This is a genomic window from Agrobacterium sp. ES01, assembly GCF_050320885.1.
Lineage (GTDB): Bacteria > Pseudomonadota > Alphaproteobacteria > Rhizobiales > Rhizobiaceae > Allorhizobium.
In genome coordinates this window covers 27,175-51,117 of the sequence record NZ_JBNQTH010000002.1, presented here as the reverse complement: position 1 = coordinate 51,117, position 23,943 = coordinate 27,175, and the positions used below count along the sequence as shown (strand labels likewise).

The 23,943-nt window shown below is 59.1% G+C and carries 21 protein-coding genes; 2 read left to right on the top strand and 19 right to left on the bottom strand.

The window, feature by feature from the left end:
* Nucleotides 1-39: 39 nt before the first annotated feature.
* The gene (gene trmFO / locus ACQQ2Q_RS08065) at nucleotides 40-1,467 is read left to right on the top strand and encodes a methylenetetrahydrofolate--tRNA-(uracil(54)-C(5))-methyltransferase (FADH(2)-oxidizing) TrmFO (protein ID WP_428186552.1); all 1,428 of its coding nucleotides are present in this window, start codon (nucleotides 40-42) and stop codon (nucleotides 1,465-1,467) included.
* A gap of 60 nt (nucleotides 1,468-1,527) precedes the next feature.
* Here trmFO and ACQQ2Q_RS08060 read toward each other — a convergent pair whose 3' ends face one another.
* The 5 genes from ACQQ2Q_RS08060 to yajC all read right to left on the bottom strand — a co-directional run bounded on the left by ACQQ2Q_RS08060 (nucleotide 1,528) and on the right by yajC (nucleotide 6,380).
* Nucleotides 1,528-1,980: a hypothetical protein gene (locus ACQQ2Q_RS08060; RefSeq protein ID WP_428186551.1), complete on the bottom strand. Its 453-nt coding sequence runs from the start codon at nucleotides 1,978-1,980 to the stop codon at nucleotides 1,528-1,530.
* A 173-nt stretch (nucleotides 1,981-2,153) separates the two neighbouring features.
* Nucleotides 2,154-3,008 (bottom strand): phytoene/squalene synthase family protein, encoded by an 855-nt coding sequence (locus ACQQ2Q_RS08055; protein WP_428186550.1) that lies wholly within the window; start codon nucleotides 3,006-3,008, stop codon nucleotides 2,154-2,156.
* 13 nt (nucleotides 3,009-3,021) lie between these two features.
* Nucleotides 3,022-3,408, bottom strand: a complete 387-nt coding sequence (locus ACQQ2Q_RS08050) for an Mth938-like domain-containing protein (RefSeq protein WP_428186549.1) — start codon at nucleotides 3,406-3,408, stop codon at nucleotides 3,022-3,024.
* A gap of 4 nt (nucleotides 3,409-3,412) precedes the next feature.
* The gene (gene secDF, locus ACQQ2Q_RS08045; protein ID WP_428186548.1) at nucleotides 3,413-5,968 is read right to left on the bottom strand and encodes a protein translocase subunit SecDF; all 2,556 of its coding nucleotides are present in this window, start codon (nucleotides 5,966-5,968) and stop codon (nucleotides 3,413-3,415) included.
* Between the two features lie 64 nt (nucleotides 5,969-6,032).
* On the bottom strand, nucleotides 6,033-6,380 hold the full coding sequence (gene yajC, locus ACQQ2Q_RS08040) for a preprotein translocase subunit YajC (RefSeq protein WP_428186547.1): 348 nt from the start codon (nucleotides 6,378-6,380) through the stop codon (nucleotides 6,033-6,035).
* Nucleotides 6,381-6,603: 223 nt separating this feature from the next.
* Between yajC and ACQQ2Q_RS08035 the strand changes: the two genes are divergently transcribed.
* Complete coding sequence (locus tag ACQQ2Q_RS08035) at nucleotides 6,604-7,482, top strand: ATP-binding protein (RefSeq protein ID WP_428186546.1); 879 nt, start codon at nucleotides 6,604-6,606, stop codon at nucleotides 7,480-7,482.
* 63 nt (nucleotides 7,483-7,545) lie between these two features.
* Here the strand turns inward: ACQQ2Q_RS08035 and ACQQ2Q_RS08030 are convergent, their stop codons facing one another.
* The 14 genes from ACQQ2Q_RS08030 to ACQQ2Q_RS07965 form a co-directional block, all read right to left on the bottom strand.
* Nucleotides 7,546-8,937, bottom strand: coding sequence for a peptidoglycan DD-metalloendopeptidase family protein (locus ACQQ2Q_RS08030; protein ID WP_428186545.1), 1,392 nt, complete (start codon nucleotides 8,935-8,937; stop codon nucleotides 7,546-7,548).
* Nucleotides 8,938-9,082: 145 nt separating this feature from the next.
* The gene (locus ACQQ2Q_RS08025) at nucleotides 9,083-9,736 is read right to left on the bottom strand and encodes a protein-L-isoaspartate(D-aspartate) O-methyltransferase (protein WP_428186544.1); all 654 of its coding nucleotides are present in this window, start codon (nucleotides 9,734-9,736) and stop codon (nucleotides 9,083-9,085) included.
* On the bottom strand, nucleotides 9,733-10,506 hold the full coding sequence (gene surE / locus ACQQ2Q_RS08020; RefSeq protein ID WP_428186543.1) for a 5'/3'-nucleotidase SurE: 774 nt from the start codon (nucleotides 10,504-10,506) through the stop codon (nucleotides 9,733-9,735). Before surE ends, ACQQ2Q_RS08025 begins: the two co-directional genes overlap by 4 nt.
* A gap of 5 nt (nucleotides 10,507-10,511) precedes the next feature.
* Nucleotides 10,512-11,795 carry a serine--tRNA ligase gene (serS, locus tag ACQQ2Q_RS08015; RefSeq protein WP_428186542.1) on the bottom strand — a complete coding sequence of 428 codons (1,284 nt, stop codon included), beginning with the start codon at nucleotides 11,793-11,795 and terminating at the stop codon, nucleotides 10,512-10,514.
* A gap of 114 nt (nucleotides 11,796-11,909) precedes the next feature.
* Nucleotides 11,910-12,737 (bottom strand): twin-arginine translocase subunit TatC, encoded by an 828-nt coding sequence (gene tatC, locus ACQQ2Q_RS08010; protein ID WP_428186541.1) that lies wholly within the window; start codon nucleotides 12,735-12,737, stop codon nucleotides 11,910-11,912.
* The gene (gene tatB / locus ACQQ2Q_RS08005; RefSeq protein WP_428186540.1) at nucleotides 12,734-13,513 is read right to left on the bottom strand and encodes a Sec-independent protein translocase protein TatB; all 780 of its coding nucleotides are present in this window, start codon (nucleotides 13,511-13,513) and stop codon (nucleotides 12,734-12,736) included. Before tatB ends, tatC begins: the two co-directional genes overlap by 4 nt.
* Before the next feature lie 65 nt (nucleotides 13,514-13,578).
* The gene (locus tag ACQQ2Q_RS08000) at nucleotides 13,579-13,773 is read right to left on the bottom strand and encodes a twin-arginine translocase TatA/TatE family subunit (RefSeq protein ID WP_428186539.1); all 195 of its coding nucleotides are present in this window, start codon (nucleotides 13,771-13,773) and stop codon (nucleotides 13,579-13,581) included.
* Between the two features lie 47 nt (nucleotides 13,774-13,820).
* Nucleotides 13,821-14,891: an ABC transporter ATP-binding protein gene (locus ACQQ2Q_RS07995; protein WP_428186538.1), complete on the bottom strand. Its 1,071-nt coding sequence runs from the start codon at nucleotides 14,889-14,891 to the stop codon at nucleotides 13,821-13,823.
* Nucleotides 14,892-15,000: 109 nt separating this feature from the next.
* Nucleotides 15,001-15,648 carry an SMC-Scp complex subunit ScpB gene (gene scpB, locus ACQQ2Q_RS07990; RefSeq protein ID WP_428186785.1) on the bottom strand — a complete coding sequence of 216 codons (648 nt, stop codon included), beginning with the start codon at nucleotides 15,646-15,648 and terminating at the stop codon, nucleotides 15,001-15,003.
* A 92-nt stretch (nucleotides 15,649-15,740) separates the two neighbouring features.
* The gene (locus ACQQ2Q_RS07985; RefSeq protein WP_428186784.1) at nucleotides 15,741-16,535 is read right to left on the bottom strand and encodes a segregation and condensation protein A; all 795 of its coding nucleotides are present in this window, start codon (nucleotides 16,533-16,535) and stop codon (nucleotides 15,741-15,743) included.
* A gap of 74 nt (nucleotides 16,536-16,609) precedes the next feature.
* Nucleotides 16,610-17,626 carry a beta-N-acetylhexosaminidase gene (nagZ, locus tag ACQQ2Q_RS07980; RefSeq protein WP_428186537.1) on the bottom strand — a complete coding sequence of 339 codons (1,017 nt, stop codon included), beginning with the start codon at nucleotides 17,624-17,626 and terminating at the stop codon, nucleotides 16,610-16,612.
* Nucleotides 17,627-17,744: 118 nt separating this feature from the next.
* On the bottom strand, nucleotides 17,745-20,765 hold the full coding sequence (locus ACQQ2Q_RS07975) for an SPOR domain-containing protein (protein WP_428186536.1): 3,021 nt from the start codon (nucleotides 20,763-20,765) through the stop codon (nucleotides 17,745-17,747).
* Between the two features lie 59 nt (nucleotides 20,766-20,824).
* Nucleotides 20,825-22,585 (bottom strand): arginine--tRNA ligase, encoded by a 1,761-nt coding sequence (gene argS, locus ACQQ2Q_RS07970; protein ID WP_428186535.1) that lies wholly within the window; start codon nucleotides 22,583-22,585, stop codon nucleotides 20,825-20,827.
* A gap of 62 nt (nucleotides 22,586-22,647) precedes the next feature.
* Complete coding sequence (locus tag ACQQ2Q_RS07965; RefSeq protein ID WP_428186534.1) at nucleotides 22,648-23,865, bottom strand: deoxyguanosinetriphosphate triphosphohydrolase; 1,218 nt, start codon at nucleotides 23,863-23,865, stop codon at nucleotides 22,648-22,650.
* Between the last annotated feature and the right edge of the window lie 78 nt (nucleotides 23,866-23,943).

The following is a 23,943-nucleotide window of genomic DNA, read 5'->3' as shown; positions in this document are numbered from 1 at the left end:
GACTGACACTTTTCCGCGACATGCGCGAGATGACATGTTATGGCAGCCGCCATGCAAAACACTGAATATTCCCCCATTCACGTCATTGGCGGCGGACTTGCCGGCTCGGAAGCCGCATGGCAGATCGCGCGCGCGGGCGTGCCGGTCATTCTTCATGAAATGCGTGGCGTACGCGGCACGGATGCACACAAGACAGATACCCTGGCAGAGCTTGTCTGCTCAAACTCCTTCCGCTCGGATGATGCGACTTCCAACGCTGTGGGCGTTATTCATGCGGAGATGCGACTTGCCAATTCGCTGATCATGGCTTGCGCTGACAGGCATCAGGTGCCGGCCGGCGGCGCGCTTGCCGTGGACCGCGACGGTTTTGCTCTGGCTGTGCAAAAAGAAATCGAAGCCGAACCGCTGATTACGGTGGTGCGCGAAGAAGTACCGGTCTTGCCGCCGGAAGACTGGGACCAGGCGATTATCGCAACCGGTCCACTGACCTCTCCCGATCTGGCTGAAGCGATCCGGGCCAAGACCGGCGAGGAGGCACTCGCCTTCTTTGACGCCATCGCGCCGATCGTTCACCGCGACAGTATCGACATGGATATATGCTGGTATCAGTCACGCTACGACAAGGTGGGACCGGGCGGCACGGGCAAGGACTATATCAACTGCCCAATGGATGAGGCGCAGTATAATGCCTTCATCGATGCTCTGATCGAAGCCGATACAGTCGGTTTTCACGAATGGGAAGGCACCCCCTATTTCGACGGTTGCCTGCCGATCGAGATCATGGCGGCGCGCGGTCGCGAGACGTTGCGTCACGGCCCGATGAAGCCCATGGGGCTCACCAATGCGCATAACCCGACCGTCAAGGCCTATGCGGTCGTACAGCTGCGGCAGGACAATGCGCTGGGCACGCTCTACAACATGGTCGGCTTCCAGACGAAGATGCGCTACGGCGCACAAAGCGAAATCCTCAAGATGATCCCCGGCTTGCAGAATGCCGAATTTGCACGGCTCGGCGGTCTGCATCGCAACACCTATATCAACTCTCCGATTCTGCTCGACACATCGCTGCAGCTGAAGGGACGACCCGGCCTGAGATTTGCGGGCCAGATCACGGGCTGCGAAGGCTATGTCGAGAGTGCATCGATCGGGCTTCTTGCGGGACGATTCGCAGCGGCTGAGCGAAAAGGTGAAGCGCCCAGCCTGCCACCGGTGACAACGGCGCTTGGCGCGCTTCTCAACCACATTACCGGCGGGCATCTCGTCAGCGATGAGGAGCCGGGCAAACGGTCTTTCCAGCCGATGAATGTCAATTTCGGACTGTTCCCCGAGCTGGAGCCGGGTTCGATCGTCAAGCCGGAAGGCGTCAAGCGCTTCCGTGGCAAGGACAAGACGATCATGAAGAAGCAATTGATGGCGGAACGTGCGCTGAAGACCTGCCAGGAATGGCTGAGCCAGACCGCTTCATGAAAGCGATAAAGAGCGCGGCTGTCACTCAGACGCGCTCATTCACCTGAACGCACTCGCTGCTTATCCGGCAGATTTTTCCACCGGCTTGATGTCGGCAGCCGTCGTATAGTTGCCCAGCATCCACAGCGAGACTTCTGCCGCTTCTTCGGCAGAGGAGAAGACAAACTCGTCATTGAAAGCGGGCGCATCGCGAAACTCGATGGCAAAGCCGTTTCGATTGCTGGTCGGCTGAACGCGCACTGAGCCCGGTTCAATCACGCGACAGGCATAATGGTTGCCCATGTTGCGCATGATACCGGCCTTGTTGTCATGCAGGCGCAAGAAAACGACTTTTCGATCGGCCGTTGTCCTTAGCGTGCGAATGGCTTCCGCGGGAAATGCGCGCCCGAATTCGACAATCGCCAGACCTGCATCGCCAAAATCATCGCCCGTGTCTCGCTTGGCCATGCGTGTCGACCAATAGGCAAACATGACGACGCAGCCAATGATCAAGGTCCAAGTGAAGTAAGTCAAATTCAGCCCCCAGATCTGCCGGCGGAGCCGGCTTGCCTGCGCTTGTTACCGCGCGAGGCTTGCGCGAATTTTACCCTCCAGACAAGAATACCAAAAGGCAGGCGGCAGGAGAGTCTCTCAGCTGTACAATGGCTATATTAAACCGAACAGGGCGCGAGGAACAGCGCAGCTACTCAGATACTGCGTGTGGTGCTGGCCTTGAACATACGCCACTGACGGCGCCACTGGCTTGGTCGCAGATCTCGGGAAAAGACGCCAATGCCTGCGCGGCGCGCGGACTTCAACACGGGCTCGGCGAGGGAAGCTGTCAGAAATGCCGGCATCAAGGATGCCGGAATGCGCCCGGCCCGCCGTGCCTTTTGCAAATGCTCGAAGCCCAGGCCCGCGAAGGCATCAATTGACGCGGCAATTCTTGCTCCGTCGATGCCGGCCAGGAAACCATCGCGGTCAAGGCCGGTCGCCGAGAGGATATCCAGCGGAATGAAGATCTGGCCACGTGCGCGTTGTCTAGGCATGAGCAACATCTGACCGGCGACGGACTGGGCAATCCCGGCATGGCCTGCTATTTCCGCGCATCCGGCAGCCTGCGTCGGATCGAGTATGACGGCGGCGAGCTGGATGAGAGCAGAGGCGGTCTCTCCTGCATAGCCTTCAAACATCGACCGGCTTTCCATGGCGTCATCATAGAGGTCGAACAAACGTGCCTCGACCATGGCCTGCAACGGCTCGATAGGCAGTCGATAGGTTTCGACAGTATTCAACAGACCGGCGGCAATCGGATTGGCTTCCGTGGAGCCATGGGCACCGCCACTCAGAAGGTCTCGCCAATATTGCAGGCGGATCTCACCGGGCAAAGGCTCGTGCACCAGGTCGCGGATGCGGGCAAGCTCTGCATTGAAGGCATAAAGCGCCGCGAGCGCGCCGCGCTTTTCCTTTGGTGACAAGAGACATGCGAGATAGCGATCACGATCGATATCGCGCAGGATATCGAGGCAGAGCGTCTCTGTGTCTATCGGCGAATCGGCCAAGGTGCCGCCCCGATCAAACGGCGATCAGCGCAGCCGCAACGGCACGCTGTTCCGCCAACATGACATTATAGGTGCGAACGGCCGCGCCCGTGTTCATCGGATCGGACGAGATACCGGCCTGGCGAAAGGCGGCTTTCAGATCCGCCGGGATCGGACGCATCTGCTTGCCTGTGCCAAGGAGCAGAAACTCGATGTCTCCGGCCTCATCGAGTACCCGCTGAAAACTCTCGATTGTCAGCGGATCGCCTTCTTCGACCGACCACCCATAGATGCCCGAAGGCACCATCAGCAGCGAACCCCGATGCGACATGTCGGCGAAGCGGAAACCGCCATCGCCATAGGCATCGATCTGGGAGCTGCCGGGGAAATGCGCATCACGAATGACGATTCCCTGTGCCATGGCCTCAAACCTGCGCGCCGTCGGCGCGCACATTCTTCTTGTTTTCTTCTGCTTCCTGCATGCTTTCCGGGCGCAGCTTGAAGGCGATCAGGACAGGTGCGGCGATATAGATCGACGAAAATGTACCGACGGCAACACCGAACAGCATGGCGAAGGTGAACGAACGAATGACTTCACCGCCGAAGAAGTAGAGCGCCGCCAATGCCAGCATTGTCGTGACAGCCGTCAGAACGGTACGCGACAATGTCTGGTTGATCGAACTGTCTATCACCACGTCGAGCGGCATCTTCTTGTAGCGCCTGAGGTTTTCACGCATTCGGTCATAGACAACCACGGTATCGTTGAGCGAGTAACCGACGATGGTCAGCACCGCTGCAATACTGGTGAGGTTGAACTCGACCCCCGTCAGCACGAACAAACCGATGGTCAAGATGACGTCATGCAGTGTGGCGATGATCGCGCCCAGAGCGAACTGCCACTCGAAGCGGAACCAGATGTAGATGAGGATGGCCGCCAGCGATGCCAGGACGCCCCACGTCGCCGACTGGGTCAGTTCGCCTGACACCACAGGTCCGACCACTTCGACGCGGCGGAACTCATATTGACTTTCCAGCGCGCCGCGAACCTTTGCGATTGCGGACTGCTCCGCATTGGCGCCGCCGTCCTGCGACTGAATGCGGACGAGGACGCTTTGCGGGTCTCCGAAGCCCTGGGCCTGGATTTCGCCAAGGTTGAGGTCACTCAGGCTGTTTCGGATGTCGGCCAGATTGGCATTGCCCTGCTTCGACTTGAGCTCGATCATCGAGCCGCCCTTGAAGTCGATACCGAGATTCATGCCGACTGTCGTGAAGGCGATCACGGAGGCGATCGAAAGAGCCGCCGAGATGATGAACGTATAGCGACGGAAGCCCATGAAGGCGATCTGCGTGCCATCGAAGATACCGGTGCGAACACCCTTCGGCATCGTCTTTGGACGGGTACGGCGCACCCATTCGGCAAACATCCAGCGCGTCAGCGTAAAGGCTGTAAATACGGTGGTCATGATACCGACGGCCAGCGTGACGGAGAAGCCGCGCACGGGGCCGGAGCCGAGGAAGAACAGGACAACGGCTGCAATCAGCGTCGTCAGGTTGGCATCCACGATGGTGGAAAAGGCTTTCTGGAAGCCAACGTCAATTGCCTGAACCAAAGGCCTGCCATTGCGGTGTTCTTCGCGTATGCGCTCATAGATCAGAACGTTGGAGTCGACCGCCATACCGATGGTCAGCACGATACCGGCGATCCCCGGCAAGGTCAGCGTCGATCCGAGAATACTCAAGACCGCGAGGATCATCACCACGTTGGCCACGAGAGCGATCACGGCGATCACACCGAAGAAGCCGTAGAAACCGATCATGAAGACGACGACGAGTGCGGCACCGATGATACCGGCAATGATGCCCGCACGAATCGAGTCTGCACCGAGGCTTGGGCCGACCGTACGTTCTTCGACGACAGTCAGCGTTGCCGGAAGCGCACCGGCACGCAAGAGCACGGCAAGGTCATTGGCACCCTGGACCGTGAAATTACCCGAAATCTGACCGGAGCCACCGACGATAGGCTCGCGGATCACAGGCGCTGAAATGACCTGATCGTCGAGAATGATCGCGAAAGGCTTGCCGACATTCTGCTGCGTTGCCTGGGCGAAACGCTGCGCGCCGCGGCTGTCGAAGCGGAAGGTCACGACCGGTTCGTTGTTCTGCTGGTTGAAGCTTGCCTGGGCGTCCACGAGGTTTTCACCTGAGACGACGACGCGCTTTTCGATCAGATAGGGAACTGCGGGATCATCCGTCGAATACATGACTTCGGACGATGCCGGCGGACGACCGGTGATTGCCTCCTGCACAGGCATGGACAGATCGACCATCTGGAATGTCAGCTTGGCGGTCTGGTTCAGCAGGGACTTGAGGCGTTGAGGATCCTGAAGACCGGGAACCTGAACGATGATGCGGTCTTCGCCCTGACGCTGGATGACCGGCTCGGTCGTACCCAGTTCGTCGACACGACGGCGGACGACTTCAATGGACTGTGTGAGTGCCGAAGACAGGCGGTAGGCAATGCCGGCATCCGTGAGGTCCAGCTTCAGGAGACCGCCCTCGCCTTCCGTCAACGTGACTTCATTCACCGAGCCACCGGTCAGGCCACCGACGGAGACCGGCTCCGTCAGAGGAGCCAAGGCATCCTTGGCGGCCTGCAACTGGCTGGTATCGCTGATGCGAACCTGAATCGACTGCCCCGTTCCCGACAACCCTCTGTAGCGGATGCCCGCCTCGCGCAGATTGTTGCGAACATCCCCAACGGTTGCCTCAAGGCGTTCCTTGACGATATCGGAACGCTCGATCTTGAGCATGATGTGGGAGCCACCCTGAAGGTCGAGACCCAGCGTTATCTTGCCAGTCGGCAGGAAGGACGGGAACCGGTCCAGTTCTTCGTTGCTGAACAGGTTGGGTGCAGCGACGAGGATGCTCCCAAGAACGGTGAGCCAGATCAGAATCGTCTTCCAGCGCGAGAAATACAGCATGAAACTCTCGAATTCAGGGGTTATTGGCAGGCAAAGCGGGCGCTAGATGCGCCCGTTGAAGTAATCAGGATGCGGCGTCAGCCTTGACCGGCTCGCCCTTGACGCGCACTTCCGCGATATAGCTACGAACAGCGCGGATGCGCACGCCATCTGCGATCTCGACTTCGAGCTCGTTATCGTCGATCACCTTGGTGACCTTGCCGGAAATACCGCCGCCCAGAACAACCTGATCACCACGACGAATGGCCGTCAGTGTTTCCTGGCGCTTCTTCATCTGCTGGCGCTGCGGGCGGATCAGGAAGAAATACCAAACCACCATCAAAGGCGCGAACAGGAAAAGCATCTCAAGGCCGGAAGAACCGAAACCGGTGGCGGCGCCTGCGTCTTGCGCAAATGCTGGTGTAAAGAACATACGAAAACTCCCTAAAACGAACTGGATCACAACCTGCGATCGCCCTGCCACTGCAGGCCGCCGGAATATAGTGGCGAGCCGTGTGAATGCAACAAAAACAGCCGCAAAGCGTACCGATTTTCCGCCTCATACCCTTTCGAGCTGCAAAAGGCCATGCTAACCGCCGGTAAAATAACTTTGACGCATCAATATGCCGCTGAAATCAGCCGATGGAGCAAGCAAGATGTCCGACACGAACGACACCAGCACGGTGCTACTTGCGGAACTCACAAGGCTTGCCGACGCCATCGAACGACTGGCCGGCCCTGCCCCGGCGACCAATGACTGGACTGCTGCAGACTGTTTTGTGTGGTCGCCGGAGCGCGCTTATCTGCAACCGGTCCCGAAACCCAACCGGGTGGCGCTGACACTTATTCGCGGCGTGGATCATGTTCGCGACATCCTGCACGACAATACCGAACGCTTTGCCGACGGCTATCCGGCAAACAACGTTCTGTTGTGGGGCGCACGCGGCATGGGCAAGTCCTCATTGGTGAAAGCCGTCCACGCAGACCTGCTTCAGGCTGGTCACGACACATTGAAGCTCATCGAGGTCCATCGCGAGGATATTGCCTCGCTGCCCAAATTGATGGACGTGCTGAAGGCGGCCCCCTACCGCATCATACTGTTTTGCGATGATCTGTCGTTCGATCATGATGACACGGCCTATAAGTCGCTGAAGGCGGCACTCGATGGCGGCATCGAGGGGCGTCCGGACAATGTGCTGTTCTACGCCACCTCCAATCGTCGTCATCTGCTACCGCGTCATATGATGGAAAACGAACAGTCGACGGCGATCAACCCGTCCGAGGCGGTTGAGGAAAAGGTGTCACTGTCTGACCGCTTCGGTCTTTGGCTGGGATTCCACCAGTGCAATCAGGACGACTATCTGTCGATGATTGACGGTTACGCGGAGCATTTCGCGCTGTCGCTCGACCGCGATGCGATGCATCGGGAGGCGCTGACCTGGGCGACAACGCGCGGTGCTAGATCCGGTCGCGTGGCCTGGCAATATATTCAGGACCTCGCCGGACGCGAGCGGGTTCGCCTCAACAAGGAATAAAGCGCCACGAAAAAAGCCCGGTTTCCCGGGCTTTTCTCATTGTATTCCTTGAGACGCAAAACCTTAGTCAAGGAAAGTCATTGGGTCGACAGGCGTCGCATCCTTGCGCACTTCAAAGTGCAGGAGCGGACGTTCGGCGCTGCCGCTCATGCCGGATAGAGCAAGCTGCTGACCGCGCTGCACTTTTTGTCCGCGATTGACGGAGAGCGTGTCAGCGTGGCCGTAGACCGTGACAGTTCCGTCGTTGTGACGAACCAGCACCGTGTTGCCGAGCTCCTTCAGGCCATTGCCGGCATAGATGACCACGCCGTTTTCGGCAGCCTTGACCGGCGTGCCCGAAGGTACGGAAATGTCGATACCGTCATTGCGCTTGCCGCCTGCATTCTGACCGAAGCGCGACACCACCGCACCGGTGACCGGCCAGCGATACTTGCCAATGCCGGTTTCTTCTGGCGCCTTGTCCTTGGTGTCGATGGCTGCGACCTGCTTTACCGTCTGTGATGGCGGCGTGTAAGAGGCTGGCTCCGAAGCTTTGACGATCTTGACCGGCTTGGTTGGCGCCGATGCCGTCTTGACCTCGGGTGCAGGCGCTTTAGCCTGGACTGGCGCTGCGCCTGGGACCTTCAAGTTCTGACCGATACGAATATTGGAATTCGTCAGGCCGTTTGCCTGCTTCAGCGCATCGACAGACACGCCATTGGCACTTGCGATCTTGCCAAGCGAATCACCGGGTTGCACCTTGTAGGTTCCAGCCGTGCGATCATTGCCACCTGCGGAGGATTTGGACGGAACCGGCTGCGCCAAGGCCTGCTGCTTTTCACGCGTCTGCGCAGAGGTTGGCAGGACAGCGACATTGTCTTCCGGCTGACGACGCGGCGCAGGGGCTGGCAGCTTCGTCGGGAAGTTGGCGGGCTGTGCCGCATTGCGCGCGGAACTGCTCGGCGTGGAACCGGTCACGATCGCATCTTCTGGAACGATCGGCTGGGACTTCGGTTTGGACGCCGGCGCAGACGGGAACGGCTGAGCCATTGCCGTTTCCCGGCTCTGGGTCTGACGTGCTGCAGGAGCTGACGGCGCGGCCAGTTCGGCGCGCTCCACAGTCGATGGCTGCGTCGCCATGCGTGCCGGCGAGGCCGAACCACTGGCATCGTAGCGGGCGGGTGCCGACGGATAAGGCTGAGACATTGCCTGCTGGCGGTTGGAATAGTCCGGTGTCGAATTCGACTGAGCATAGCCGCCGGAGGAGGCAACATCGGCCGAGGGCACCGGGACGCCGCCGTTCAGGCCCGTGATGTTTCGATTTCCGATGGAGGCGGTCGTCAATGTGTCCTCGTTGAACACAGAGCTAAATCGTGTCGCATCCGAACTACAGCCGGTGGCGACACTCGCCAGGAGCGCTGCTCCTACGAAGCGGGCAACAGGCAGTCGAGATTTCGACAAGACACTCATACGCATGACTCGTATCCATAATTTTACGCAACTTGACATGCTGATTATTAAACCGCGTTAGTGTTACTGCGCGGTTAACCGTGTCGAATCCGAGTGAACTATTTTAGAGAATCGAGCTCGTATCCAAGCGATTTCGGACCCAGGTCGCGCCTCAGAGAGCCTGCGCGATGCGCTGCTCCAAAGGCAGATAGGGTGCCGGGAACAGGTCTTCCCGCTCGAAGCGGCTGCCTGTCTTTGTCAACCGCATGATCATGCAGTTTTCTTCCGATACCATGACCGGAACCACGACAACGCCGCCGGACACCAGCTGGTCGGCGAGGAAGCGCGGGAAGTTCGGGAATGCCGCAGTGGCGATAATCCTGTCGAAAGTCCCCTCGCCCGGCATCCCGATCGTGCCATCGGCCTGGCGGAAGGCAACATTGCGCAAGCCAAGGGCGTCGCAGCGTTGTTGGGCGGCCGTGATCAGCGTGCGGTAACGCTCAAGGGACAGCACCCGTTCTGCAATGCGCCCGAGAACGGCGGTCATGAAGCCGCTACCGCTGCCGATTTCCAAAACGCGCTGACCCCGTTTGACATTCAGCGCATGCAGCATGCGCACTGCCAGATCGGCGCCCTCCATGTAGGCACCGCAGTCGATCGGGATCGTTCGGCTGGAATAGGCCTGCTCTGAAAATTGCGAGGGCACGAATTTGGAGCGAGGCGTCTGCTCCACGGCTGTCAGGAGATCAAGATCGGCAATACCTTCCGCGCGCAAACGCAGAACAAGAGCGGCGAAGCCTTCCTTCTCGATCATGCCTGTCTTCAAATGCCGCCCCCGAAACCAAGCGCCCGCGCCACGGCATTCTGCGCTGCATAATCTGTCATGTCCAGCTTCAGCGGCGTCACTGAAATCTTGTCTGACTTGATCGCCTGAACGTCGGTTCCCTCGGGAAAACGCTCACCGCGATTGCCGAAGCGCAGCCAATAGTAAGGCAGACCGCGGCCATCAGCGCGTTCTTCCACCTCGAGGCCGAAATCGAGTTTGCCCTGCTGGGTCACCTCGACGCCTTGCACATCCGACGGCGCGCAACGCGGGAAATTGACGTTGAGGAATGTGCCGGGCGGCAGCTCGGCCTTGATCAGCTGAGACAAGAGATCCGGGCCCAGCGTTTCGGCCACGTCCCACGGAATATCGAGACCGGATTTGGCATAGTCGAACAGCTGGCTGAAAGCGATCGAGCGCACACCCTGAAGCGTGCCCTCGATTGCGCCGGCGACCGTGCCGGAATAGGTGACGTCGTCTGCGATATTGCCACCGGCATTGACACCGGAGAGGACCAGATCCGGCTTGCCATCCATGACTTCGCGAATGGCCATGATGACACAATCGGTCGGCGTGCCACGCAAGGCAAAGTGCTTGTCCGACATCTTGCGCAGCCTGAGCGGCTCCGAAAGGGTCAGAGAATGGGCAAGCCCGCTCTGGTCCGTTTCAGGGGCCACAACCCAGACGTCATCGGACAAGGTGCGCGCGATGCGCTCCAGAACGGCGAGGCCTTCGGCATGAAAGCCATCGTCATTGGTCAGAAGAATGCGCATTGGTCTCACGCTGCCTTTTCGATACGGGTCAGGCCGCCCATATAAGGCAACAGCGCGTCCGGAACGGTGATCGAACCATCTTCGTTCAGATAGTTTTCCATCACCGCAATCAGGCAACGACCGACGGCGGTTCCCGAACCATTCAGCGTGTGAACGAATGTCGTCGCCTTCTCGTCCCTGGCGCGATAGCGCGCATTCATGCGGCGGCCCTGGAAATCACCACAGACCGAGCAAGACGAAATTTCTCGATAGGTCTTCTGACCGGGAAGCCAGACTTCCAGGTCATAGGTCTTGCGTGCGCCAAAGCCCATATCGCCGGCACACAAGGTCATGGTGCGGAAATGAAGGCCAAGACGCTTCAACACTTCTTCAGCGCAGGCGGTCATGCGTTCATGCTCGGCGAGCGAGCTGTCGGCATCGGTGATCGAGACCAGCTCACATTTCCAGAACTGATGCTGGCGCAGCATGCCGCGCGTGTCGCGACCGGCCGATCCTGCTTCCGAACGGAAAGACGGGGTGAGCGCAGTGAACCTGAGGGGCAATTTTTCCTGCTCGAGAATTTCGCCCGAAACGAGATTGGTCAGCGTGACTTCCGCAGTCGGGATCAGCCAACGGCCATCGGTGGTCTTGAACAGATCTTCAGCGAATTTCGGAAGCTGGCCTGTGCCAAACATAGCCTCATCGCGCACCATCAGCGGCGACGACACTTCCGTATAGCCATGCTCGCTGGTGTGGAGATCAATCATGAACTGACCGAGTGCGCGCTCAAGCCTTGCAAGCGGTCCGGTCAGAACCGTGAAACGCGAGCCTGACAGTTTGGCGGCGCGTTCGAAGTCCATGTAGCCGAGCGCTTCGCCGATTTCATAATGCTCCTTCGGTGCATGGTTCCAGCCTGGCTTCTGGCCGACAGTATGTTTGACCACATTGTCGTTCTCGTCCATGCCGGCGGGAACTTCATCGAGCGGGATATTGGGAACGCGCGACAGGGCGTCGGTCAATTCTGCAGAGACCTGACGCTCCTCTTCTTCAGCCGCCGGCATGGTGTCCTTGATCAGGGCCACTTCGGCCTTCAACTTCTCGGCCAGCTCCATGTTCTTCTGGCCCATGGCCGCGCCAATCTCCTTGGAGGCGGCATTGCGGCGGGACTGCATCTCCTGGAGCGACTGCACCACAGAGCGACGCTTCTCATCGAGTGCGATCAACTTTGCAGCCATTGGCTCTGCGCTGCGCTTGGCAAGCGCTGCATCTAGTGCCTCGGGATTTTCTCGGATCCATTTAATATCAAGCATCTGCCATTCCAGGTCGTTGGTCGATCAAAACGCGACTAGCCTGGCGAGCGTTGCCAAAACGACATCCGAGGCCAGACGGCCTCGGATAACGCAAACGAAGACGAATGGAAAGCCTTACGTCTCTTCTGTTTCCGCCGGAACCGCAGCGTCGTCAGTTTCGGCGGCTGCCGCTTCCGCACGACGGCGTTCGACCATGCGTGCCGCGTAGATCGAAATCTCGTAGAGCAGTATGGTGGGCAGGGCCAGACCGATCTGGGAGACCGGGTCAGGCGGCGTCAAAACAGCAGCCACGACAAAGGCGACGACGATGGCGTATTTGCGCTTGTCGGCCAGCCATTTGCTGTCGATGATGCCGACCCGGGCCAGAAGCGTGGTGATGACCGGAAGCTGGAAAACCAGCCCGAAGGAGAAGACCAGCGTCATGATGAGGCTGAGATATTCCGACACCTTCGGCATCAGCGAAATGGCCACTTCGCCCTCGCCCGGCGCCTGCTGCATGGCCAGGAAGAACCACATGACCATGGGCGTGAAGAAGAAATAGACCAGTGCTCCGCCCAGCAGGAACAGGATCGGCGACGCGATCAGGAACGGCAGGAATGCCTGGCGTTCGTTCTTGTAGAGGCCTGGCGCCACGAATTTGTAGATCTGGGACGCAATGACGGGAAAGGCGATGACCAGAGCGCCAAACATCGACACCTTCAGCTGGGTGAAGAAGAATTCCTGCGGCGCCGTGTAGATCAATTCGCTCTTGGTGATATCGAGCCCTGCCCAGATGACCGCCCATTTGTAAGGCACCACCAACAGGTTGAAGAGATCCTTGGCGAAGGCGAAGCAGATAATGAAGGCCACAAAGAACGCCGCAAGCGACCACATCAGGCGGCGACGCAGTTCGATCAGATGTTCGAGAAGCGGCTGGGGCTGGTCGTCAGTATCGCCGCTCATGCGGAATCCTTCTTGGCACGAGATGCCGGCTTACGGGTCGAAGCGGCGGGTTTCGCTGCCACCTTCTGTTCAGAGGCTGCGGTCTTTGGTGCAGCTGGCTTTTTCGCGGGTTTCTTTGCAACAGCTGCACCGGACGGCTTTGCGTCAAGGCCCTTTGCCGCAGGCGCAGATTTCACGGCTGTCTTCCTTGCCGGTGCTGCAGGTTTTGCTTTCGCGGATGAACTTGCAACCTTATCTGCTGAAGCCGGCTTTGCCGCCGCCTTTGTCGTCTTTGCAGATTTTGGCGACGAGGCTGTTTTCTTTGCCTTCGTGTCCGGTGGAACGTCGGCCTTGCCGGGAATTGGATCCGGAAGCGTTGCCGGTGCCGCATCCTTGAACATGCCAGTATCGATCGGAGGCAAGGGCGACGACATTTCCGGCATCGGGGTCGACTTCTTTTCATCGACCGCAGCCGATGACTTGGCCGAATCAGGCGTCGCCGCCTTCTTCAGATCCGCCTTGATCTCCTCGCCCATCTTGCGCAACGGATTAACCGCGTCCCGCATCGCATTGGCCGGATTGAGGCTACGCACATCGCTTATGGTCTTGCGCACGTCATCGAGTTCAGACTCACGCAGTGCTTCATCGAACTGGTGGCGAAATTCCCCAGCAGTCTTGCGCAAACGTGATGTCATCTTGCCGAATGCTCTCAGCATCGGCGGCAGGTCTTTCGGCCCGACCACGACGATGAGGATCACCGCGACGACGAAAAGTTCGGTCCAGCCTATGTCAAGCATCTAGTCATGCTCCTGAGGCAGCGGCCAGAATGCCGCCGCCGGAACTCGCGCAAGCGAGATTTGCGTTACTTGGTCTCGTCGGCCTTGTGGTCGACAGTCTTGGCTGGCTCTTCCGGGGTATCCTCATCGGACATGCCCTTCTTGAAGCTCTTGATGCCCTTGGCGACATCGCCCATCAGTTCCGGGATCTTGCCACGACCGAACAACAACAGCACGATCGCGAGAACGATCAGCCAATGCCACATACTAAAAGAACCCATTTACTCCAGCTCCTAATTTTTTGTTTCACCCCGATGTAAGGGGTTTATTATGGTTTTTCAAACACCAAAATATCGCTTTGGTTTATGTTGACAGTGATATCGCGCAAACCGGGCGGCAATTGATCGGCCCGGATGCGTGCGCGTAGCGGCTTCTCGCCACCTGGAACGGCAATATTGAGCAGTTCGACGACGCCCAGAAAACGTCTGGACAGAATGCGTGCCGGGATTGCCCCGCCCTCCTGCGACACTTTGACATCCGACAGCCTGACGGCGATCGACACCTTGCGCCCACTGGATATGTCCGGGGCCGGCAATATGCCGAGAGGTGTGACCACCGAACCATTTTCAACCACGCCGGAAAACTCGTTGATCTCGGAGAAGAAGGCGGCAGCGAATAGATCGCGCGGCCGGCGATAAAGATCATCCGATGTGCCGACCTGCACCAACTGGCCGTCCCGCAGGAGTGCGATACGGTCTGCCATGCGCATCGCCTCTTCCGCGTCATGGGTCACAACGATTGCGGTCGCCCGCGTCTCACGCAATACATCGAGTGTGTCGGCGCGGATTGTATCCTTCAGCCGTGAATCGAGACCGGAAAAGGGCTCGTCCATCAACAGCACGCCCGGGCGGGGCGCGAGCGCGCGAGCAAGGGCCACGCGCTGTTGTTCGCCACCCGACAGAGAGTGTGGATATTTCTGTGCGTAATGGGCAAGACCGACGCGCTCCAGCGATGCCATGGCCTCGTTGATCGCATCCTTGCGCGGCATGGCCGTCAGGCCGAAGCGGACATTGTCGAGTATCGACATATGCGGAAACAGCGCGAAGTCCTGAAACATCAGCCCGATGCCGCGCTTTTCTGGCGGCAGGAAGACGGATGGGCCGGCCACTTCCCGATCATTGATCGTCAGACGTCCGGATGTCTGCGCCTCAATGCCAGCAGCAATGCGCAACAGCGTGGTTTTGCCAGAGCCCGACGGTCCGAGCAGGCAAAGCACCTCGCCCGGCTCCGCCGTCAGCGACACACCGCGAATGGTTTCCTTGCCGAAATAGCTGTGATGAATATCTTCAAAGGACAGACGCGCCGCAAAGGTTACACCTGCAGTCCGCCGTGCGCTCATCGCCGTTTCCGGCTTGGTTCCACTCTGCACAGCCATCATCTACCCAGAACTTCGGATCACTCCAGAAAGGTTCGGTCATTTGACCAATGCCCTTTACACAAACATGATCCTATTCGTCCGGTTCACCTCCGGGAGTCAAGAGGCCGAGCTCTTCGAGTTCCAGCTGGCTGATCGGATCTTCATCTTCTGTCAGTTCATCATCCATGGAGGGCAGCGGTATGTTGAAGTTCTGCGGGATGCGCCCTGACAGCATTCCGGCAGCCTTCAATTCTTCCATGCCAGGCAGGTCGCGCAGTTCTTCCAGACCGAAATGATCGAGAAAGTCGCGAGTGGTACCGATGGTGACAGGGCGACCGGGTGTCCGCCGCCTGCCCCGGAAACGGACCCAGCCCGCTTCCATCAGCACGTCAAGCGTGCCCTTGGACGTCTGGACACCACGGACCTCTTCGATTTCCGCACGGGTGACCGGCTGGTGATAGGCGATGATCGCCAACACCTCCAAAGCCGCGCGCGACAGTTTGCGGACCTCGGTTTCATCCTTGCGGATGGCAAAGGATAGGTCGGCTGCGGTGCGGAAAGCCCAATGATCTCCAACCTGAACGAGGTTGACGCCGCGCGGTGCGTAGTCTTCCTTCAGGCTCTGCATCAGGGAGTGAATGTCGACACCCTCTGGCAGCCGCTCGGCAATGAAGCCCTCGCTCACGGGTTCGGCTGAGGCAAACACCAGTGCTTCGGCCACACGGACGGCCTCGCGCATGGCGACCGGGTCGATCGGAGGAGCCTCCGACACCTGCTGGTCCACGACCACGATGTCGTGAATGTCCTCGTCCTCGATCACCGGCTGATTTCCTATTCCATGATGGCGGGCACTGCATGAGCGCCTGCACGCATGTAGATCGGTTCGAATGCGCCCTCCTGGCGGATCTCCATCTTGCCTTCGCGGACCAATTCCAGAGACGCGGCAAAGGCGCTGGCAATCGCCGTAACACGCTCTTCGGGTTTTGTCAGATAACGCAGGAGAAACTGGTCGAGCGCTGTCCAGTCCTTGATCTCACCGACCATGCGCGACAGGATTGCACGGGCATCCGACAAGGACCAGACGGTGCGCCTTGCAATCGTCACCTGGGTGGTCGACTGGCGCTGGCGCAGCGACGCATAGGCTGTCAGCAGATCGTAGAGCGAAGCATCAAAGGCAGATTCCACGCGATCCGGCATGTGTTCCGGTGCGCCGCGCGCAAACACGTCCCGGCCCAGTCGATTGCGGTTGATGAGGCGCGTAGCCGACTCGCGCATGGCCTCAAGCCGTTTCAACCGGAACGCCAGAACCGCTGCCATCTCCTCGCCGGAGGGGCCATCATCTTTCGATTGTTGCGGGATCAGCAGGCGTGACTTCAGATATGCAAGCCATGCCGCCATCACCAGATAGTCAGCCGCAAGCTCCAGCCGAATGCGGCGCGCGCTGTCGATGAAAAGGAGATACTGCTCGGCGAGCGCCAGAACGGACATACGCGACAGGTCCACCTTCTGGCCACGGGCCAGATGCAGCAGAAGGTCGAGCGGGCCTTCGAAGCCCGCAACGTCGATCACCAGCGCCGGCTCGGTTACCCCACGATCGGCGTTCACGTCGCTCCACAGTTGCTCCATGGGCGCCGGCTTGCGTGCGCTCCCATTGGCAGGTTTCACGCCCTGCGCATCCGTGGAACCCGACGTAGTCGACATCAGCTATAGGCTCCCATTCCGTCGAACTCCGCGCGGATGACAGACTCTTCGGCACCGTCATCCTGGCCAAACGCTGCTTCTACGGCCTTGGTGCGGCGTAACGCTTCACCCGCAAGTGGCCCCACTTCTGCAACGACTGCCCTCATTTCATCCATAACACCGTTGCAATGCAAGGTGATGTCGCAGCCATTGGTGGCGATCGCCCGGGCACGCTCGCCCAATGTACCCTTCAGAGCGTTCATCGAGGCATCGTCAGAGATCAGCAAGCCATTGAAGCCGATCGAACCGCGAATGACCTCGTCGATCACCTTGCGCGAGATCGTGGCCGGTCGATCCGGATCGATCGCCGAATAGACCACATGGGCACTCATCGCCATCAACGAATCGGCCATATCGCGGAATGGCGGGAAGTCATGCGCTTCCAGTTCACCAAGCGACGTCGACACAACAGGCAATTCGTGATGGCTGTCGGCCATACCCCGTCCGTGACCGGGAATATGTTTCATGACCGGAAGCACACCGCCCGCCGTCAATCCATCTGCTGCGGCCCGGCCCATGGCGCTGACCGTATCCGGATCGAAGCCATAGGCGCGATTGCCGATGACATTGCTTGCGCCTTCCACCGGCACGTCGAGCACCGGAAGACAATCGACATTGATGCCGAAGCTCTTCATATCGAAGGCATGCAGGCGCGACATCAACCAGGCAGCGCGCAGCCCCTGCCCGGCATTGCGCTTGTAGATCTCGCCAAGCACGGCTGCAGACGGATAACGCGGCAGAAGGGGTTCGCGGATACGCTGGACGCGACCACCCTCCTGGTCGATCAGAACCGGTGCATCCGGGCGGCCTACGGCATCACGCATAGAGGCAACCAGATCACAGATCTGTTCGCGCTCGGACAGGTTTCGTGCAAAGACGATGAAGCCCCAGGGACGCTCACCGGCAAACAAGGCTTTTTCTTCTGCTGTCAGTTGAAGCCCGCTGACGCCCAGGATCATTGCTTTTGATTCGCTCATGGCCTGACCATACGGAGCTTCTGGCCAAAGCCGAAGTGAGTCGCAGGTTAGTCAACAGAAAAAAATCGGCGAGATCCCGTCGATCTCGCCGCCTGCCTGTTTTGCTGTCGGTTAGTCTTTAGCGGGCGACGAGGCAGCTACCGCCGGCGGCCTTGAGGCTCTCGCACATGGAAATCGCCTGATCCCGTGTCCCGGCTGGAATGCGGACACGATAATAGGTGCCCTTGCCAGAGATATCGGCGCGTTTGATATCGACACCCCTGCCGCCAATGATGCTGGAATAGCGGGCAGAGAGATTGCGATAGGACTTCTGCGCTTCCGCTTCAGACGGCAGTGATGCGACCTGAACAACATATGTACCAGGAGGCAAGGCCGATGCTGTCTCGACCGGCGCAGGTGCCGCAGAGGCAGCAGGCGCTGTGGCTGCAGGCTGTGCGGCCGGTGCAGGCGTCTGGGTGACATTGCCCTGCTCCGTCACTGTTGCCACCACGTTGGCGGGCTGCTCAGACGGGCGCGCCCGCGGAATGGGTGTATTGCTTGGCGCAGGCGCCACCGGCTCTTCAGCGACGGCTTCCGGTTCCGAAGTCGCAGCAGTTTCGAGGGGCGCAGACGCCGCGGCGTCCGTGTCGGCACTCGTCGTTGCCGTTTCGGTTGACGCGGCCAGAGCCTCGGCCGCGCTTTCAACCGGAGATTCCGCAAGCGTTGGAGCGGCTTCGGATGCCGGTGCTTGTGGGGCAGGCTCTTCAAGCACATCCTGAGCGACCAGCGTTCCATCCGGACGAACAATCATGGTGCGCACCTTGCGCGGCGTGATCGTCACGGCATCATCTGCCTCTGATGCGCTTTCGCGACCGCCGTTTGGCAAAAGGCGCGGATCTTCCGTTTCCCCAACAGGCGTTGATTGAGCAGCATCCACATCGGCATCGGCGCCATCGTCCGGGGCGCTCTGCGGCAGAAGCGTGCGCTGAACGACGTCCACCGGCTCTTCGCTTGAAGAGATCAGGCTTTCCTGTTTGGGCGCAACGGCTGCACCTTCAACGCGATCATAAACGGCCTTGTCCTGATTGGGGACAGACGCACCGCCGCGGTTTTCAGGCACAACCTTGACCGGATCCTTGTCCGCAAGAATGACCACGGGTTCACCCGTTTCGATGAGACCTATGGGTGATCCCCCCATCCAGGCATAAAGACCGCCAGCGCCGATAATCGCGAGGAAAGCGACCGAAGCAGCCAAGAGCCAACGGCGGCTCGAGCCTTCTGCCGGCACCGCTTCGATGGCCTGCTGAAGGGCGATCTTGCGTGGACGCTGTGATTCACCCTGGGCTTCACCCTGCGAAGACTGGGCGAGGTCCTGGCGCAGAGCGCGCTCGAATTCCTGAAAATCCGGTTGCGCGGGCGCAGATGTGGCGGCGGCGACCGCTGCGGAGCGGCTTGACTGGCTCGTCGACGCTGGTTGTGGCGTCTCAGCGGCTGCTTCCGCGGCGAACATGGTTTCAAGCTCGGCATCAACATCGATGCCATAGTCGGGTTTGTAGTTCGGTTCCGCAGGTGCCTCCTGGGCCGGGAGATCCGGCACATCGAGGGTCGCCATCGTTGTCAGCGGTTCATCCTGTTCGGCAATTTGCGACAGATCGAATGGCATCGCGGCGCTGGTGTCCGCTGCGGGTTGCGGCGCAGGAGCGGCAGGTTGCATGACTGATCGTGGAGCCACGGCTGTTGGCGCGACGTCCGGCTGCCGGGCCACATGGGCCATGACGGGTGCCGGCTGCGTGCTCTGCACAGGCTGCGGGTCCTGTACTTTGGCTACGGGTTCAGGATCGAGGTCAGACAGATCGAGCTCGATATCATCAAGCGCCAGTTCGAATTCAGTGTCTGCAAAGGGATCGAACTCGTCCTCGGCAGCAAGCGCTGGTTTGGCCTCAGCAGCAGGCGCGACGAGCGGTGCCGGCGTGGATGGGGCGGCAATCTCCGGCGCCACCTCCAACTCGGCTTCCAGTTCGGCAAAGTCGACTTCCGGCTCGTGCCTCTCGCCCCCCTGACCTGCTTCTCCAGCTGGCTCTTGTGAAAACGCCGGGACCTGGGTCGAGTGAATGGCCGGTTCTACGGTCGGCGCCTCATAGGCGGCAGCGGGTGCGGTCCAGTCGAATGGCGTCTCCACCGCGCTTGCCTGATCGGCAAACAGCTCTTCTTCCGCAAAAAAATCTTCATCCGACAGGACAGGCTCTGGCTCGGAAGCCGACACAAATTCCGGTTCGGGCGCGGGTGCTGGCACCGGCTCAACATCAGGCTCGCGGCGAAGATTGGCGCGGCTGGGTGTAAAATTGGTCAAAGGCAGTCTGACGCGTGTCTCCGTGCGCGCCGGAGCATCGTACATTTCCTCGCTGACGATTTCAGGCTCGGGATCGAAAGCGACTGGCTCTTCATAGATAGGCTGCTCAGACGTCTGGACCTGTTCAGGCGCTGTCTGCAGTTCGTCCACCGGCTCGGCAAAAGCCGGCTCATACAGTTCGTCTGCATCATAGCCCGGCTCGACATGTGCCGGCTCCGAGGAGATGGGCTCAACAAAACTCGGTTCAGAATAGCTCGGTTCGGCATAAACAGGTTCAGGCGACGACTGCATCTCTGCCTGTTCGGCAAATTGCGGGAAGTCGGCGATTGCCAGTTCAAGCTCATCGGCGAGATCGGTCTGGCCGAACGCGCTCTGCTCTCGGGCGTTGCTATCGTCTTCAATATATGCCGGCTCAGGCGCGAAAGCCTGTGCCTCATAAGATTGCGGAAGCTCTATCGATTCGGGGTAATATCCATCTGCGACATCTTCAGCGGGTTGCTGTTGCTCCGGTGTCTCGAACACCTGCTCTTCCACGGAAGGGAGTGACAACGCTTCAGGCTGCGCCCGGACAGGCGCATATTCAGAAACGAACTGCGGCGCCGGAGTTGGCGCATCATAGGTTTCAAATTCGCGCAGAAGCTCGTCTTCCAGGTCGAATGCCGGCTCATGCCGTTCCGTTTCAACCGGCTTTGGCGAATGGGGCGTTTCGAATCCGACGATCCGGGCGAGTTCTGCGAGAGGATCGTCCTCAGCGAAGAAATCGTCCCCAGTTCCGTCTCGGAGAGCCGCCTGTTTCTGAACCATACCCATTCCACTCTTCTACGCGACAAATACATTTGCCAGCGCAATATGGGGAAATGGTGTCAATACTATCGCATTTCTTCCGGCGCGTCAGTGCCTGTAACTGACAGGCCCGACTTCAAAACCGAAGCGACGGCATGCACCAACCCAAGTCTGGCAACACTCAATTGTCGGTTTTTATCGTTAATAAAGCGTAATTCCGGGTGATCTTTACCTTTATTCCAATGACCATGGAAGGAACTTGCCAGATCATAGAGATAAAATGCAAGACGATGCGGCTCCTGTGACTGGGCTGCAGCCTCAATAACACGGGGATATTCCGCAAGCTTTGCCACAAGCTGAATCTCCGCCGGATCAAGCGTCATATCGCTGACAGCCTTCGCCAGATCGGCGCTGGAGGCTTCCAGTTCCGGAAAAGCTTCCTTGCCCTGACGCAGCACAGACATGCAACGCGCATGGGCATACTGCACGTAAAAGACCGGGTTATCCTTGGACTGTTCTGTCACTTTCGCGAAATCGAAGTCCAATGGCTCGGAATTCTTCCGGTAGAGCATCATGAAGCGTACCGAATCGCGACCGACTTCGTCCACCACCTCACGCAGCGTGACGAAATCGCCAGAGCGCTTGGACATCTTCACCGGCTCGCCATTGCGGTAGAGCTTGACCAGTTGGCACAGCAATACGGTGAGCTTGGACTTGCCCTCGGACACGGCACGCGCAAGCGCTTCCAGGCGCTTGACGTAACCGCCATGGTCGGCGCCGAGCACATAGATCATTTCGTCATAGCCACGATCGAACTTGTCCTTGAAGTAGGCAAGATCGGCGGCGAAATAGGTGAAGGCGCCGTCGGACTTCATCAGCGGACGGTCGATATCGTCGCCCACTTCAGTCGACCGGAACAGCGTCTGCTCGCGGTCTTCCCAGTCTTCGGGTAGCTGTCCCTTCGGTGGCGGCAGCTTGCCTTTGTAGACGTGACCCTTGAAGGTCAGGTCGTTGATGGCCGACAGGATGCGCCCGCCATTGCCCGCATGCAGGGTGCGTTCGGAGAAGAAGACGTCGTGATGCACGTTGAGTGCTGCGAGATCCTCACGGATCATCACCATCATGGCATCAATGGCCCTGTCCTTGACGATCGGCATCCAATCGTCTTCCGGCATCGTCAGCAGCCTGGTTGCAAATTCAGCGGCCAGCGCCTGCCCGACGGGCACGAGATAATCGCCCGGATAGAGACCTGCAGGGATCTCGCCGACATCCTCGCCAAGCGCTTCGCGGTAACGCAGGAAGACCGAGCGCGCCAGCACGTCGATCTGCGAGCCGGCATCGTTGATGTAGTATTCCTTTGTGACCTCATAACCGGCAAAGCCCAGCAGATTGGCCAGCGCATCGCCAACGACGGCGCCGCGGCAATGGCCGACATGCATGGGACCGGTCGGATTGGCCGAGACATATTCGACATTGACCTTCAGGCCCTTGCCCACAGCGGAGCGACCATAATCAGTACCCTCCTCGACCATCTGGACAAGCAGGCGGCGCCAATAGTCCTCTGACAGCCTCAGATTGATGAATCCCGGACCGGCCACATTGACGTCGGCAATGTCGGCATCCTCTTTGAGCTTTTGTGCAATGATGTCGGCCAGTGCACGCGGATTGGTGCCAAGCGGCTTGGCAAGCACCATGGCAGCATTGGTCGCTGCATCGCCGTGGCTCGGATCGCGCGGCGGCTCGACAATCACGCGGCCGAAATCAACCTCAGATCGCTTTTCCTTTATCAGATCAATATCTTCCAAAGCATTCTTAAGTCTGGCTTCAAAATCGGCAAAAAGATTCATGTCATCCGTCCTGGGCGCAAGACCGGGTGCGGCCTGCAAAGGTGTTCGTTCGGGAGGCGGCTCTATCGCAATTCCGGAGTCCGGTCAAACAGCTCGCTGTGGGCGCGAACTGCATAGGTGTCGGTCATTCCGGCCAGATAGTCGCCGACATGGCGGGCGCGCTGACCCTCGTTGAGGCCACTGATGTGGTTCACCCAGAAGTGGCTGCGCATGCGGGTCGGGTCTTCCATATAGGCCTTAAAGAGATCGGTGACGATCTGCGCCGCCCCTTCACGAATTCGCATGATATCCGGATGCCGGTAGATGCGGGCGAACAGCAGTTTCTTGATCTGCTTGTCCGTCTCGGCCATCGTCTCGGAAAAGGTCGACAGGGTGATCCCGGCATTGCGCACGTCGTCCGCGCTCTGAGGAGCCACCTGTTTCAAACGCGACTGCGTCACGCCGATCACGTCTTCCACCATGCGGGTAATCTGACGTCGCATCATCTCATTGGTAAAGCGATCCTCATCCAGATGCGGATATTTATCGCGGACTTCCTTCATCAGACCGGCCAGGAAAGGGACATCTTCCAGCATCTCGTAGGTCAGGAACCCGGAGCGCAGGCCATCATCAATGTCATGGGTATTATAGGCGATATCGTCGGAGATTGCAGCAACCTGGGCCTCAAGGCTGGCATGGCTCGACAGATGAAGGTCATGGATCAGGCTGTAGTCGCGGATCGGCAACGGTACAGGACCTTTGATCCCCTCTCCGTCCTTCGTCATCAAAGGACCATTGTGCTTGACCAGTCCTTCCAGCGCTTCCCAGGTCAGGTTCAGGCCGTCAAAATCGGCATAGCGGCGTTCAAGCTTGGTGACGATGCGCAATGACTGGGCATTGTGATCGAAGCCACCATAGGGTTTGAGCATTTCGTCGAGAGCGTCCTCGCCGGTGTGACCAAAAGGGGTGTGGCCAAAATCGTGCACGAGGGCCACGCCTTCGGCCAGATCCTCATCGAGCTTCAAGGCACGGGCAAGCGCGCGGGCAATCTGCGCAACCTCGATCGTGTGGGTGAGCCGCGTTCGATAGTGATCGCCATCCGGGCCGATAAACACCTGTGTCTTGTGCTTCAGCCGCCGGAAGGCGGTGGTGTGGACGATACGGTCGCGGTCGCGCTGGAAATCCGAACGAGTGGGACTGGAGGTCTCGTCAAAGAGCCTTCCACGCGAATTCCAGGGATCGGCGGCATAGATTGCACGCTGGCCGCTGCCGAATCCCAATGCACTGCTGTCGATCGTCATTGCTACTACTGCTCTTCTCTGCCCATTGACGTTGCCGCTTCGTCTACATACCTACTGGATGATTGTTTTAGAACAGCA

Bases quoted from the DNA above. Each gene is read 5' to 3' on its own strand.
- ACQQ2Q_RS08030 (WP_428186545.1), bottom strand. From the start codon at position 8,937: ATGCGTATGAGTGTCTTGTCGAAATCTCGACTGCCTGTTGCCCGCTTC.
- ACQQ2Q_RS07995 (WP_428186538.1), bottom strand. From the start codon at position 14,891: ATGAGCGCACGGCGGACTGCAGGTGTAACCTTTGCGGCGCGTCTGTCC.
- trmFO (WP_428186552.1), top strand. From the start codon at position 40: ATGGCAGCCGCCATGCAAAACACTGAATATTCCCCCATTCACGTCATT.
- yajC (WP_428186547.1), bottom strand. From the start codon at position 6,380: ATGTTCTTTACACCAGCATTTGCGCAAGACGCAGGCGCCGCCACCGGT.
- ACQQ2Q_RS07975 (WP_428186536.1), bottom strand. From the start codon at position 20,765: ATGGGTATGGTTCAGAAACAGGCGGCTCTCCGAGACGGAACTGGGGAC.
- ACQQ2Q_RS08050 (WP_428186549.1), bottom strand. From the start codon at position 3,408: ATGGCACAGGGAATCGTCATTCGTGATGCGCATTTCCCCGGCAGCTCC.
- secDF (WP_428186548.1), bottom strand. From the start codon at position 5,968: ATGCTGTATTTCTCGCGCTGGAAGACGATTCTGATCTGGCTCACCGTT.
- ACQQ2Q_RS08035 (WP_428186546.1), top strand. From the start codon at position 6,604: ATGTCCGACACGAACGACACCAGCACGGTGCTACTTGCGGAACTCACA.
- surE (WP_428186543.1), bottom strand. From the start codon at position 10,506: ATGCGCATTCTTCTGACCAATGACGATGGCTTTCATGCCGAAGGCCTC.
- tatB (WP_428186540.1), bottom strand. From the start codon at position 13,513: ATGCTTGACATAGGCTGGACCGAACTTTTCGTCGTCGCGGTGATCCTC.
- ACQQ2Q_RS07985 (WP_428186784.1), bottom strand. From the start codon at position 16,535: ATGGAGCAACTGTGGAGCGACGTGAACGCCGATCGTGGGGTAACCGAG.
- tatC (WP_428186541.1), bottom strand. From the start codon at position 12,737: ATGAGCGGCGATACTGACGACCAGCCCCAGCCGCTTCTCGAACATCTG.
- scpB (WP_428186785.1), bottom strand. From the start codon at position 15,648: ATGCGCGAGGCCGTCCGTGTGGCCGAAGCACTGGTGTTTGCCTCAGCC.
- argS (WP_428186535.1), bottom strand. From the start codon at position 22,585: ATGAATCTTTTTGCCGATTTTGAAGCCAGACTTAAGAATGCTTTGGAA.
- serS (WP_428186542.1), bottom strand. From the start codon at position 11,795: ATGCTTGATATTAAATGGATCCGAGAAAATCCCGAGGCACTAGATGCA.
- ACQQ2Q_RS07965 (WP_428186534.1), bottom strand. From the start codon at position 23,865: ATGACGATCGACAGCAGTGCATTGGGATTCGGCAGCGGCCAGCGTGCA.
- nagZ (WP_428186537.1), bottom strand. From the start codon at position 17,626: ATGAGCGAATCAAAAGCAATGATCCTGGGCGTCAGCGGGCTTCAACTG.
- ACQQ2Q_RS08000 (WP_428186539.1), bottom strand. From the start codon at position 13,773: ATGGGTTCTTTTAGTATGTGGCATTGGCTGATCGTTCTCGCGATCGTG.